General features: G+C 71.9%; 8 protein-coding genes. 2 read left to right on the forward strand and 6 right to left on the reverse strand.

Features of this window, described 5'->3' with window-relative positions:
* Positions 1-405 precede the first annotated feature (405 nt).
* A complete protein-coding gene (locus CcI49_RS12910) occupies positions 406-2103 on the forward strand; it encodes a trehalase family glycosidase (protein WP_235497662.1) in 1698 nt (565 codons plus the stop codon).
* A 207-nt stretch (positions 2104-2310) separates the two neighbouring features.
* Here the strand turns inward: CcI49_RS12910 and CcI49_RS12915 are convergent, their stop codons facing one another.
* From CcI49_RS12915 to CcI49_RS12925, 3 genes are all read right to left on the reverse strand, one after another.
* Positions 2311-5328, reverse strand: coding sequence for a vitamin B12-dependent ribonucleotide reductase (locus CcI49_RS12915; protein ID WP_076826723.1), 3018 nt, complete (start codon positions 5326-5328; stop codon positions 2311-2313).
* 481 nt (positions 5329-5809) lie between these two features.
* On the reverse strand, positions 5810-6391 hold the full coding sequence (nrdR, locus tag CcI49_RS12920) for a transcriptional regulator NrdR (protein ID WP_054564939.1): 582 nt from the start codon (positions 6389-6391) through the stop codon (positions 5810-5812).
* Positions 6392-6692: 301 nt separating this feature from the next.
* Positions 6693-6944 (reverse strand): LysM peptidoglycan-binding domain-containing protein, encoded by a 252-nt coding sequence (locus CcI49_RS12925; RefSeq protein WP_076826725.1) that lies wholly within the window; start codon positions 6942-6944, stop codon positions 6693-6695.
* 1102 nt (positions 6945-8046) lie between these two features.
* Between CcI49_RS12925 and lexA the strand changes: the two genes are divergently transcribed.
* Entirely contained in the window at positions 8047-8796 is a 750-nt protein-coding gene (gene lexA, locus CcI49_RS12930) for a transcriptional repressor LexA (protein ID WP_054564940.1), read from the forward strand.
* Positions 8797-8923: 127 nt separating this feature from the next.
* On the opposite strand, the gene hflX is transcribed toward lexA, so the two are convergent.
* The 3 genes from hflX to CcI49_RS12945 form a co-directional block, all read right to left on the reverse strand.
* On the reverse strand, positions 8924-10432 hold the full coding sequence (gene hflX / locus CcI49_RS12935; RefSeq protein ID WP_054564941.1) for a GTPase HflX: 1509 nt from the start codon (positions 10430-10432) through the stop codon (positions 8924-8926).
* A gap of 189 nt (positions 10433-10621) precedes the next feature.
* A complete protein-coding gene (dapF, locus tag CcI49_RS12940; RefSeq protein WP_054564942.1) occupies positions 10622-11557 on the reverse strand; it encodes a diaminopimelate epimerase in 936 nt (311 codons plus the stop codon).
* Positions 11554-12729: an EAL domain-containing protein gene (locus tag CcI49_RS12945; RefSeq protein WP_076826727.1), complete on the reverse strand. Its 1176-nt coding sequence runs from the start codon at positions 12727-12729 to the stop codon at positions 11554-11556. The genes dapF and CcI49_RS12945 overlap by 4 nt, the downstream gene beginning before the upstream one ends.
* Between the last annotated feature and the right edge of the window lie 46 nt (positions 12730-12775).

Consider the following 12775-nt stretch of genomic DNA (forward strand, 5'->3'; position numbering starts at 1 on the left):
ACGCTCACGGACCGCATCGACCCTCACCCCGCTGCGCCACCGAACCGCGACTTCTTCGCCCACACGGCAGAGTCGGCGCGCACCAGCCGGCCAGAGGCGGACCCTGACGTAGATCTTCCCGCAGTCAGACCGATGATCACTCTCTGTAACGACTCGTGGTGCACGCCCCCGCCGCGCGGCGAGCCCCCCACCACACCGGGCGCCTCGGCCACCCACGCCACCCCACACCCACCACAGGAGCCCGGAACCTGGCGTTTTTGCTGATTCATCGGCGAACGACGCGCCCGATGCAACGCTCCGGTAGCCCCCGCGCAACCTTCTTCCACCACCCCTGGCCGCGCCGGGGACCCCCACCAGACGAGCACGGGGTGTAACCGCTACTCTCTCACGATGTCGGTTTCCCCGATGCCCGCGCAGTCCTCGTCCAGCCCGATCACGCCGGCCTCCGCGCGTGGCGCCTCCCCTGCCGCGGCGCCGCCGGAGACGCCGACCGGCCGTGCCGCCGACCACCCCACGGTGGGATCGGCAGGCCCCAACCGGCCACTGGCGGACCCCGCCGGCAGCGGTGCCGTGCCCGCTGTCGACGTCCCCCGCCCCGCCGGCCCGGCCGACCCGGTCGATGTGATGCCCACCACTGTCGAGGCCGCCGGGTCTCCCGCCGGCACAACGGTGCCCGCGGCACCGTCAGCGCCCGCCACGCCGCCGGCACCACCCGTGCCGTCGCCAGCCGGCGAGATTCCGCTGCCGGCCGACCTCGCCGCGTTGCGCGAGACGGCCGTCGGCGTCCTGCGCGCGAACGACCTCGGTGACATCACCCGTCCGTCGCCGACCCTCTACCCACACCAGTGGCTGTGGGACAGCTGCTTCATCGCCATCGGGCTGCGCCACCTCGACCCCGCCCGGGCCGCGGCCGAGCTGCTCTCCCTGCTGCGGGGCCAGTGGCCGGGCGGCATGATCCCGCACGTGATCTTCGCGGAGACGACCGACTACTACCATGCGGGCCCGCAGCGCTGGCGCTGCGACCGTGTGTGCACCACCGCGGGCGGGGTCCAGTCGACCGGGGTCACCCAGCCACCGATGATCGCCGAGGCGGCCGTCCGGGTCGGGGAGGCCATGACCCGCGACGAGCGGGTCGACTTCTACCGGCGCCTGGCACCCGGGCTGATCCGGTTCCACGAGTGGCTCTACCGCGAGCGCGACCCCGACGACAGCGGGCTGGTCGCGCTGGTCCACTCCTGGGAGTCGGGCATGGACAACACCCCGACCTGGATGGAGATGACCAAGCCGGTCGCCCCGCGCACCGTGCGGGCGCTGCGCCGGATCAACGGCGACGACGCGCTCGACGCGCTGCGCCGCGACTCCAAGGAGGTGCCGCCGGACGAGCGGCTGACCTCCGCGGACCTGTTCACGCTGTACCGGATCGTCCGCGAGCTGCGCCGCAGCCGCTACGACTTCCGCACCATCCGGGACACCTTCGTCCCGCTGGTTCAGGACGTCGCCTTCAACGCGATCCTGATCCGCGCGAACGAGCACCTCGTGACGATCGCCGACGAGGCGGGCATCCCCATCCCCCGCTGGCTCTCCCGGTCGATGCGGCGCAGCCGCGCGGCCATGGGTGAACTGTGGTCGGACGGTCTCTACTTCAGCCGGGACTTCCGCACCGGCGAGCTCCTGCACCACCCCACCATCGCGAGCTTCCTGCCGCTCTACGCCGGCGTCGTCCCGGACGACCAGGTCGACGGCCTGGTCAAGACCCTCCTGTCGCCGCGGTACTGGGCGAAGTACGGCATCGCCAGCGTCCCGACCGACGACCCGGCCTTCCTGCCCCGCTGCTACTGGCAGGGCCCGGTCTGGGTCAACATGAACTGGCTGATCGCCGACGGGCTCGACCGCTACGGCCGCCGGGAGGCCGCCGACGCGATCCGCGCGAACACCGTCGAGGTGATCCGCGCGTCCGGATCGATGTTCGAGTACTACTCGCCGCTGGACGGCTCCGGCGCCGGCAGCAACCGCTTCTCCTGGACGTCGGCCCTGCTCATCGACATTCTCGCCACCCACCCACAGGTGGCCCTGACCAGCACGGACAGCACGACGAATCCGTGACAGGAAGCCCGCGGAATCCGTGCCAGAAGTGCCGCGGATTCCGTGGCCGGAGGCCCGACGGATTCGTAGTTGAGAACTCGCGGCAGCGCCACTCGCCAAAACCTTCGGGACGGATCTGAGGTCTCGGGCAGGGTGGGGGCAGCGAGGCGGACTCGCTCGCCACCCCCGCCCTGCCGCGCCGGTGCTCTGCCGTACCAGCGCTCGGTGTCAGCTGCAGCCGCTGGTGGAGCCGCACTGCTCGCAGACGTAGCAGCTGCCGGCCGGGCGCATGTTCACCCCGCAGGTGAAGCACAGCGGGGCGTCGACGGCGGTCTGCGCGGTGAGCGAGCCGCCCGGCATGGCCACGCGGAGCTCACGCGCCACCAGCTCCGGACCTGCACCCGCGGCCGGGCCGGTGAGGCCGCCCACTCCGGCCGACGGGGCCACCCCGTTGCGTGCGGCGCGATCGGCGCCACCGCCACCGGTGCCGACACCGGTGGCGGCCGTTGCGTCACCCTCCACCGGCGCGGACGTCCGCAGCGCCTCGATGTCGACCTCGGGTTCCGCCGGGCCGGCTGCCGGGCCACCGGACTGCTCGGACAGCTTCCTGGTCCGCTCGGAGGCGGAGAGGATGCCGAGCTCCTCGCGCTGTTCCTCGGTCAGGTAGTCCAGCGCCAGCCGGCGGAACAGGTAGTCCATGATCGACTGGGCGATGCGCACGTCCGGGTCGTCGGTCATGCCGGCGGGGTCGAAGCGCATGTTGATGAACTTGCTGACGTACGCCTCCAGCGGGACGCCGTACTGCAGCGCGATGGAGATCGCGATGGAGAAGGCGTCCATCACGCCGGCGAGCGTCGAGCCCTGCTTCGACATCTTGATGAAGACCTCGCCGAGGCCGTCATCCGGGTACGACCCGGCGGTCATGTAGCCCTCGGCACCGCCGACGGTGAACGAGACGGTCTGCGACGGGCGCTTCTTGGGCAGCCGGCGCCGGACCGGGCGGTGTTCCCCGGGGCCGGCGGGCCACTGCGGGAGCCCGGCCGCGGTGACCCCGGTGGTGGCCGCGGCCGCGGCACCCGCGAGCGCGGCGTCGGCGGTGCCGGCTGCGGCGGCGGCCGCCTCGGCGTCCCGCTTCGCGCCCTTCACATCGGTCAGCGGCTGGCCGACCTTGCAGTTGTCCCGGTAGATCGCCAGCGCCTTGAGCCCGAGCCGCCAGCCTTCGAGGTAGATCTCCTCGACGTCGGCGACCGTGGCAGTGGACGGCATGTTCACCGTCTTGGAGATCGCACCGGACAGGAACGGCTGGACCGCCGCCATCATCCGGACATGCCCCATAGGGCTGATCGCGCGGTCGCCGATCGCGCAGTCGAAGACCTCGTAGTGCTCCGGACGCAGGCCGGGGGCGTCGACGACATGGCCGTGCTCGGCGATGAACTCGACGATCGCCTCGGTCGTCTCCTCCGGGTAGCCCAGCGCCCGCAGCGCCGCTGGCACCGTCTGGTTCACGATCTTCATGCTGGCGCCGCCGACCAGCTTCTTCATCTTCACCAGGGCCAGGTCGGGCTCGATCCCGGTGGTGTCGCAGTCCATCGCCAGCCCGATGGTCCCGGTCGGGGCGAGCAGGCTGACCTGCGCGTTACGCCATCCGCTCTTCTCCCCCACCGACAGCGCCCGCTCCCACTCCTTCGAGGCGGCCGCGATCAGCCGGGCGTCCTCGGCGTGGACGGTGCGGACCGCGTCGTTCGCCGCCGCGTGCTTGCGCACGACGCGGCGGTGCGCGTCGGCGTTGCGGGCGAAGCCGTCGTACGCCCCGACGGTTCCGGCGAGCTCCGCCGAGCGGCGGTAGGCCGTCGCCGTCATCAGCGAGGTGATCGCCGCGGCGAGCGAGCGCCCGCCCTCGGAGTCGTAGGCCCGGGCGCTCGCCATGAGCAGCGCGCCCAGGTTGGCGTAGCCGATGCCGAGCTGGCGGTAGGCCCGGGTCACCGTGGTGATCTCGGGGGTCGGGAAGTCCGCGAAGCAGATCGAGATGTCCATCGCGGTGATGATCAGCTCGACCGACGCGACGAACGCCTCGGCGTCGAAGGTGCGATCCGGCCGCAGGAACTTCATCAGGTTCAGCGACGCCAGGTTGCAGCTGGAGTTGTCCAGGTGGACGTACTCCGAGCACGGGTTCGACGCGGAGATCCGCCCGGACTCCGGGCAGGTGTGCCAGTCGTTGATCGTCCCGTCGTACTGGATGCCCGGGTCGGCGCATTCCCAGGCCGCCTGGGCGATCGTGGTGAACAGCCCCTTGGCGTCCACCGACTCGATCACCCGGTTGTCCAGCCGGGCACGCAGGTCGAAGGACGTCCCGTCGACGACGGCCCGCATGAACTCGTCGTTCACCCGGACCGAGTTGTTGGCGTTCTGGTACTGCACCGAGGCGATGTCACGGCCGCCGAGATCCATGTCGAACCCGGCGTCACGCAGGGCACGGATCTTGTCTTCCTCCCGTGCCTTCGTCTCCACGAACTCGACGATGTCGGGGTGGTCGACGTCGAGCACGACCATCTTCGCGGCACGGCGGGTCGCGCCGCCCGACTTGATGGTGCCTGCCGAGGCGTCGGCGCCACGCATGAAGCTGACCGGGCCGGACGCCGTTCCGCCGGAGGAGAGCAGTTCCTTCGACGACCGGATCCGGGAGAGGTTCAGGCCGGCACCGGACCCGCCCTTGAAGATCAGCCCCTCCTCCCGGTACCAGTTGAGAATCGACTCCATGGTGTCGTCGACGGCGAGGATGAAGCAGGCCGAGACCTGTTGGGGCGCCGAGGTCCCGACGTTGAACCAGACCGGGGAGTTGAAGCTGAACACCTGGTGCAGCAGCATCCAGGTGAGCTCGTGCTCGAAGGCCTCGGCGTCGTCCTCGGAGGCGAAGTAGCCGTTCTCGCGGCCGGCCACTGTGTAGCGGTGCACGACCCGGTCGATGAGCTGGCGCAGCGACGACTCGCGCTCGGCCGAGCCGAGCGCGCCGCGGAAGTACTTGCTGGCAACGATGTTGGAGGCGTTCACCGACCAGGCGGCCGGGAACTCCACCCCGCGCTGCTCGAAGTTGACTGAACCGTCACGCCAGTTCGTCATGACGACGTCCCGGGTCTCCCACTCCACCTCGTCGTAGGGGTGGACGCCGGGCGTGGTTCGAACCCGCCGGATCTTCAGGCCAGCCACCTTCGCGGCCGATCTGCTGCCCTTGCCGCGGGTCTCGGTCATGGCACTCCTCGTGTTCGCTTTCGACAGGTTCAACAATGGCGGCCGGGGTTACCTGCCCRATGAGCCCGGTCCACAGCGGGCTCGGCGCTCGCCGGGCAGGTGGCCCCGCCGTTGGATGGCACGCCGAAATGACCGGATCAGCCTCGTTGCTGATCGGTCCGACGTGCTTTGGGATCTGTGGCAGCGCAGGCGACCACGCCGTCGGTGCGCGATGCGGTGACGGCTGTGGTGGCGCAGGCGACCGCCGAATGCGGTGGTTCGTGGCGGTGGTGGAGCGACGTGGCGCGGCGGTCAGGGCGCGATCACGATGCTGTGGTCAGTCGCGGTGGTCAGTCCGCGGTGGTTAAGAGCGGTGCGGTTGCCGGTGCGGTTGTCAGTGATACGCCCGGTGCCGGGGATGCCCCGATTTCCTGGGCCGCCCCACACCCGGCCTGGCCTGGCCGAGGCCGCACCCGGCCCTGGCTCAGGGGCCCGCGGCGGCTCAGGGGCCGGCGGCCGCGCGCAGGCCCGGCGCGGCGGCGAGGTGCGGCCCGCGGGTGAGCCCGGCGGCGCCCAGCTCCGGGCCGGCGGCCCGGGACGACTCCGCCAGCGGGGTGCCACCGGCTTCGGAGCTCTGCCCCGCGTCGGCACGAAGTGCCGCGATCGCCACCTCGAAGTCGGCGAGCGACTCGAAGGCCAGATAGACCGAGGCGAACCGAAGGTAGGCGACCTCGTCCAGCTCCCGGAGCGGGCCGAGTATCGCCCGGCCGACGTCCTCGGCAGCCACCTCCGCGGAGCCGGAGGAACGCACCGTCTCCTCGACCCGCTCGGCCAGCAGGGCGAGATCGTCCGACCGGACCGGGCGCCCCTGGCAGGCCTTGCGCACGCCCACGATCACCTTGGCGCGGCTGAACGGCTCGGTGGCACCGCTACGCTTGCGCACCCGCAACGAAGCTTCCTCCATCGTCGTGAACCGGCGCCCACACTCCGAGCAGGCTCTGCGCCGCCGGATCGCGGCGCCTTCCTCGGCCTCCCTGCTGTCAACGACACGGCTGTCGGAATGGCGGCAGAAGGGACAGCGCACGGCACACTCCTCTCCGCTCCGGGCGGCCTGGCTGCCACACGCGGAGCACGCCCCAGCAGGTGCCCACATGCCACCGGCCGACCACCCTCCGGGGGTGGCCAACTGACAACCTGTGGATATCGATGCACAACCTGTGGATGACTTACGGTGCTGTAACTACAAGATGTTGTGTTCACCGTAGCGCACGCACCCGACAGGTCCGACACCGCCCCTCCTCCTCCGGCGTGTCGCTGCCGCGGGGCCGCCACCACTTGATCGGCAGCGGGTCCCGCCCGGCGGCCGGCCGTCGGGCGGGCCACCGTCAGGGCAGGCAGAGCGGCTGGCCGGGAACGAGATCCGCGGTGGGCAGATCGTTCAGGGACATGAGCCGACGAACAACCGCACGGGTGTCGGCCTCGGGGTCGATCCCGCGTGCCACCTCCCAGAGCGTCTCGCCCTGGCGCACCACGTGGGCCTGACAGTCCACCGGGGTGGCCGTGAACGCCTGCGACGCGGTGACCAACGCCAGCGAGAGCACCAGCGCGCCGGACAGGCACGCGAGCGCCGCGAACACGAGCCTGCCCCGCCGGGTCAGCCTCAGCGGCGGCTGTTGCCGCGGGTGGCGTCGCGAGCCCGGGCGGGGCCGTTGCGCGCCCGGGGACAGGGCTCGCGAGCTCGGGGACGAGCTGCGCCGCAGACTCGGCCACCGGCGCCGTGGTCTCGTCCGTAGTCTCTGGTCGCCGGGCGGCGGCAACGCGTACCCGACGGCGCGGGCACGCCATTCCAGCCCGGGCATCTCGATGACCTGGGCCTCGACGCACTCGACCGCCGCCGAGGACGACTGTGCGCCGCACGGGCCCGCCGCAGGCGAAGGACCACTGCCGAGACAACGAGAAGGGGCCGAGCGATGCGCCGGCCGCCGATCACCGCCACGCACGGCCCTGCCCCGCACCGCCTGGCCGCGCACCACGACCCCGCTGACCGCCGCACCACGGCGAGCACGAGGACGCGGACGCGCGCGACCACCACGGCCGCCCGCCGCCGGCGCACCTCCTCCGACGGCCGCGGACCGCCGCGCCGCGCCGACGCGGAACACCCGGCACTTGGGACCGGCTCCCCCGCCGAGCGCCCTGTCGCCATCCGCGATGTCAACATCGCCGGCAGCCAGGCCAACGTCGCCAGCGGCCGGCCGAAGGTCACGATCGGCCGCAGCAACATCGACAATGGCGATATCGACAATGGCAACGTCGGTCACGTCGGCATCAGCCAGACCGGCGCGGGAAAGATCAGGGTCGGCCGGATCAGCGTTGGCCGGATCGGGGTCGGCCAGATCGGGGTCGGCCATGTCAACCTCCCAGGCGCGAGCATCCGCTCGCTCGAACACCTGAGCGATTCTTACACGGTCGCCACGCACACTTCCCCCGACACGCTCGAACAGACGTTTGAGATTCGGCGACCGGCCGACTACCGTCAAGGACGATCAGTTGTGGACGATCGTGCGAGAAGAAGCGAGCACGGAAAATCCACCCGAACCGGTCAGAAGCTACTAATAGGACAAAGTGGTAGATCGACCGGGTGGCCCGCCGGCTGCGGAACCGCCGAGCCCCCGGTCGCGGAGAAGCCGGTAGCGGGCGAAGCCCCGCCGCCGGATGCATCGACAGGGAGAGCGGTAGGCGATGACCAGCCAGGCACGGGGTACCCGCCGAGGCGACGCCCGCGGCAATGTCCGGGATCTTCCCGACAGCCCCGCGGACGCCTCAGGCCTCACGCAACGACAGAAGGGGATTCTCGAGGTCATCCGCGCCGCGGTGGAGCAGCGCGGCTATCCGCCGAGCGTCCGCGAGATCGGCGAGGCTGTCGGCCTGACCAGCACCAGCAGCGTCGCGCACCAACTCAAGGTGCTCCAGGAGAAGGGCTTCCTGCGGCGCGACCCGAACCGGCCGCGGGCTATGGAAGTACTGCCGATCGGCGGCCAGAAGGCGGGCGCCCGGCTGCGCTCCGCCGGCGCCACGCCGGCGGAGGTGGGTGGTGCCGTCGCGGCCGAGGGCGGCACCCCGACCTACGTGCCCCTCATCGGGCGAATCGCGGCCGGCGGGCCGATCCTCGCGGAGCAGGCCGTCGAGGACGTCTACCCGCTCCCGCGGGAGATCGTCGGTGAGGGCACGCTGTTCCTGCTCAAGGTGGTCGGGCAGTCGATGATCAATGCCGCGATCTGCGACGGTGACTACGTCGTCGTCCGCCAGCAGCCGGTCGCCGACAACGGCGAGATCGTCGCGGCCATGATCGACGGCGAGGCGACGGTCAAGCGCTTCCGCCAGCGCGACGGCCGGGTGTGGCTGGCGCCGGAGAACCCCGCGTTCTCCGACATCCCGGCCGAAGACGCGACCATCCTCGGCCGGATCGTCGCCGTGATGCGCCGGGTCTGACCCGAACGCGACCCCAGGGGGCGCTGACCCCCTGGGGAAGAGCCGGCCATCGAGCCAGCCGCCATGCCGAGCCAGGCGGCGGCCCCTGGCTCGGCTTCCCGCCGGCTCGGTCAGCTCCGAAGCGGGGTCAGCTCCGAAGGGCTCCAGCGACCCTGAAGGGCTCCAGCTCGGCGGCAAGGCTCACCGGCACCCGGGCCGCCACCGCCGTGCCCGCGCCGGTGTGCTCGACGCTCAGCACCTCGCCGTCGCGGTGGATCCGGGAGACGAGATCACCACGGGTGTAGGGCACCAGCAGCGACATCTCGATCTCCGGGTGCGGTATCCGCTCCGAGAGGGCGTCGATCAGCTCCGCCAGGCCCGTTCCGGACCGAGCCGAGACGAAGATGGCGTCCGGAACCGCCTTGCGCAGCACTGCCAACGTCGTCGGATCGACCGCGTCGACCTTGTTGACGACCACGAGCTCGGGAACCCCGGCCGCGTCGATCTCGGCGAGCACCTCACGGACCGCCGTGATCTGCCCCATCGGGTCCGGCGCCGAACCGTCGACGACGTGCAGGACGAGATCCGCGTCCACGACCTCCTCCAACGTCGACCGGAACGCCTCGACGATCTGGTGCGGCAGATGCCGGACGAAACCGACGGTGTCGGCCAGGGTGAACACCCGCCCGTCGGGCAGGGTCGCTCGCCGCACGGTCGGGTCGAGGGTCGCGAACAGGGCGTCCTCGACGAGCACACCGGCTCCGGTCAGACGGTTGAGCAGCGAGGACTTCCCGGCGTTGGTGTACCCGGCGATCGCGACCGCCGGCACGGCACCCCGCCGCCGCGAGGAGCGCTTCGTCTCCCGGACGGTGGCCATCGCGGCCAGCTCGCGCCGCAGCTTGGCCATCCGTGTGCGCAGCCGCCGCCGATCGGTCTCGATCTTCGTCTCACCAGGGCCGCGGGTACCGATGGGCGCCCGGCCACCACTGCTCGCGGCGGCCCGGGACATCGACTCACCCCAGCCACGCAGCCGCGGGAGCATGTACTGGAGCTGGGCCAGCTCCACCTGGGCCTTGCCCTCCCGGGACGTCGCATGCTGGGCGAAGATGTCCAGAATGAGCGCCGTCCGGTCGATCACCTTGACCTTGACGACCTCTTCGAGCTGGCGCAGCTGCCCAGGGGTCAGCTCGCCGTCGCAGATCACCGTGTCCGCACCGGTCGACGCGACGACGTCCGCGAGCTCTCGGGCCTTGCCGGAGCCGACGAAGGTCGCCGTGTCCGGCCGGTCGCGGCGCTGCACGAGCGCGTCCAGCACCATCGAGCCCGCGGTGGTGGCCAGGGCCGCGAGCTCCGTCATCGACGCCTCGGCCTCCAGGAGGGTCCCGGAGGTCCACACCCCGATCAGCACCACCCGCTCCAGTCGGAGCTGGCGGTACTCGACCTCGGTGACGTCCTCGAGCTCGGTGGTGAGACCCGGGATGCGGCGCAGCGCGCCACGCTCCTCCAGGTCGAAGCCGTCGCCCTGTTCGTCGAAGAAGGAGAACCCCTCGCCGTCACCGAGGAGGACCACGCCCCCGTCGTCGCCGTCGAAGCTCGGGCTCAGGTTCGGGTTCGGGTACCGGGTGGACGCCATGGCGGCGTCAGCGGGAAGACTCATACCATCCGTTCTCAACGCGGCACGGTGACCGTCGAATTCCGCCCGCCCCGTTCGGGAGCGGGCCGGTGCCGCTGTACCCGGGCTCGGTGCCCCGGCGCAGCGGAACCTCCGCAGCCTCAGGGTGACACGCCGCTGCCGCGATCGCGAGCCGTTTATCGGCCCGGCGCCCGGTAGGAACGGCCCTGTCGGTCAGCTCCGGCCGGTCCCGGCGGGAACCAGTGCCTGCGCACCCGCAGCGGCAGTACCGGAGGCGACCTCGGCGGCCTGGCGGATCCATTCGGGACGAAGGACACCGTCAGACACAAGAACGGCGGGACCGCGCAGAATGACGGTCGTCTCCCGCCAGTCAACGGTCAGGCGCCCGCCGGGAAGATCGACCAGCACCTCGGACGGCGGCGTACCGCCCACCCGCGCCGCCCACGCGACCGCCACCGCGCAGGCGCCGGTGCCGCAGGAGGCCGTCTCGCCGACGCCGCGTTCGAAGACCCGCATCGCGACGCCATCCACACTCGGCACGACGACCTCGACGTTCACACCGTCGGGGAAGGCCTCGGCCGGGAAGACGGGAGCACCCAGGTCCAGGCGCGCCAGCTCGGACGGCCCCAGGTCGTCGGCGAAGCAGACCGCGTGCGGGTTGCCCATCGAAACACCCACCGCGGCGAACTCGCGGCCGACCACGGTGACCGGCACGGTGCCCGCGGCGAAAGCCGGCGGCCCCATGTCCACGCTCACGTCACCGGCCGGCGGCACCTCGACGGAGCGTAGGCCCGCCCGGGTGGCGATCACGAGGCTGCCGGGCATCTCGTAGCCGGCGTCCACCAGATACCGCGCGAAGACCCGGACTCCGTTGCCGCACATCTCGGCGATGGAGCCGTCGGCGTTGCGGTAGTCCATGAACCAGCGGGCGGCGCCAAGGTAGGCCGCCGCCGCGGGCTCCGCGGCGACGAGGACCACCCGCAGCACCCCGTCGGCACCGACCCCTGTTCCGCGGTGGCAGATCGCGCGCACCAGCTGTGCCGACAGGTCGAGATCACCGTCAGCATCCGGAAGGATGACGAAGTCGTTGCCTGTCCCGTGTCCCTTGACGTACCGCACGCGGCGATCGTACGGCGCCGGGCGCCTCATCCGGCCGTGGCCGCCCGAGAGCGGTCGCCACGTCCGGAACTGCCGGGACGTCCGTTCTGCGAGTCCTGGCACGCCCTCGCCGGGTCGCGTGGCGGTGCCGCGGGCGGCGGGCCCGCGGGCGTCCGCCGGCCCGCACGACCCGCCGCGCCCGCATGACCGCTCCCCGGGCCCGCCCTGTTCGCAGCGTTGCCGGAGCTGGCTGAGCTGCCGAAGCCGGCTGAGCTGCCGGAGTAGGCCGAGCTGCCGGAGTAGGCCGAGCTGCCGGAGCCTGCCGGGTCGGCGGAGCTGGCCGAGCTCGAAGGATTCGACGGCTCGCCGGTCGGGCGACGGGTGCCGACGCCCTCCCAGGAGTCCGTCCACGGCTTGTACCAACGGTCCGGCCGACCCCGGCCGAGCGCGATCATCCGGGCGTCCTCGACCGGAACGGGCGGGCAGAACAGCGGGCCGCAGACCCGGTCGCACTCCGTCCGCCCCACGGCGGCCGCCAGCGCCGCGGTGTCGACGTCCTCGGCGACCACGACCATGCGGCGGCGGTGCGCGATCTGGAGCATGGACGCGAAAACCGCCTGACCCTCCAGGTCGCGGATCGTCGCCCGCAGGAAGCGCCCATCGATCCGCACGAGGTCCAGCGGCAGCTTGTCGAGCGTCGCCACCGACRCGGACCAGGTACCGAACGAGTCGACACCGACCGCGACACCCAGCGCACGCAGCCGCCCGAGCAGGTGGGGCAGGCCCGGCGGCGCGAAGGCCAGCGTGTTCTCGGTGAACTGCAGGCCGATCGCCCCGGGTGGCAGCGACCGCCCGAGGACCAGCCGCTCGATCTCGTCGAAGAAGTCCGGCCGGCCGAGCTGGGCGCTGTCGACCCGCACCCACAGCCGGGGTGGGCGGACCCCGGTGCCCGCCGCCATGCGATGCCAGGTGCGCGCCTCGGTGACCGCCATCCGCAGCACCCACTGGTGGACCTGGCCGACCAGCCCCGCGGCCGCCGCGACCGGCATGAAGTCCGCCGGGCCCAGCAGGCCCAGCTCGGGATGCRCCCAGCGGGGGTACGCCCGCATGCCGGGCACGGAGCCGCTGCGCAGGTCGACGTCGGGCTGGTAGTGCAGGCGCAGCGTGCCGTCGTCGAACGAGGCGTACAGCGCGGGCACCAGGCCGATGTCGAGCGCGGTCACGTCAGACTCCAGACGCCGTGTTCCAGACGCCTCGGCAGGAGGCCGA

Source organism: Frankia sp. CcI49, assembly GCF_001983215.1.
GTDB lineage: Bacteria > Actinomycetota > Actinomycetes > Frankiales > Frankiaceae > Parafrankia > Parafrankia irregularis.

Coding starts and splice junctions, on each gene's coding strand:
- lexA (WP_054564940.1), top strand. CDS start 8,047: ATGACCAGCCAGGCACGGGGTACCCGCCGAGGCGACGCCCGCGGCAAT.
- CcI49_RS12910 (WP_235497662.1), top strand. CDS start 406: ATGCCCGCGCAGTCCTCGTCCAGCCCGATCACGCCGGCCTCCGCGCGT.
- dapF (WP_054564942.1), bottom strand. CDS start 11,557: ATGAGGCGCCCGGCGCCGTACGATCGCCGCGTGCGGTACGTCAAGGGA.
- hflX (WP_054564941.1), bottom strand. CDS start 10,432: ATGAGTCTTCCCGCTGACGCCGCCATGGCGTCCACCCGGTACCCGAAC.
- CcI49_RS12915 (WP_076826723.1), bottom strand. CDS start 5,328: ATGACCGAGACCCGCGGCAAGGGCAGCAGATCGGCCGCGAAGGTGGCT.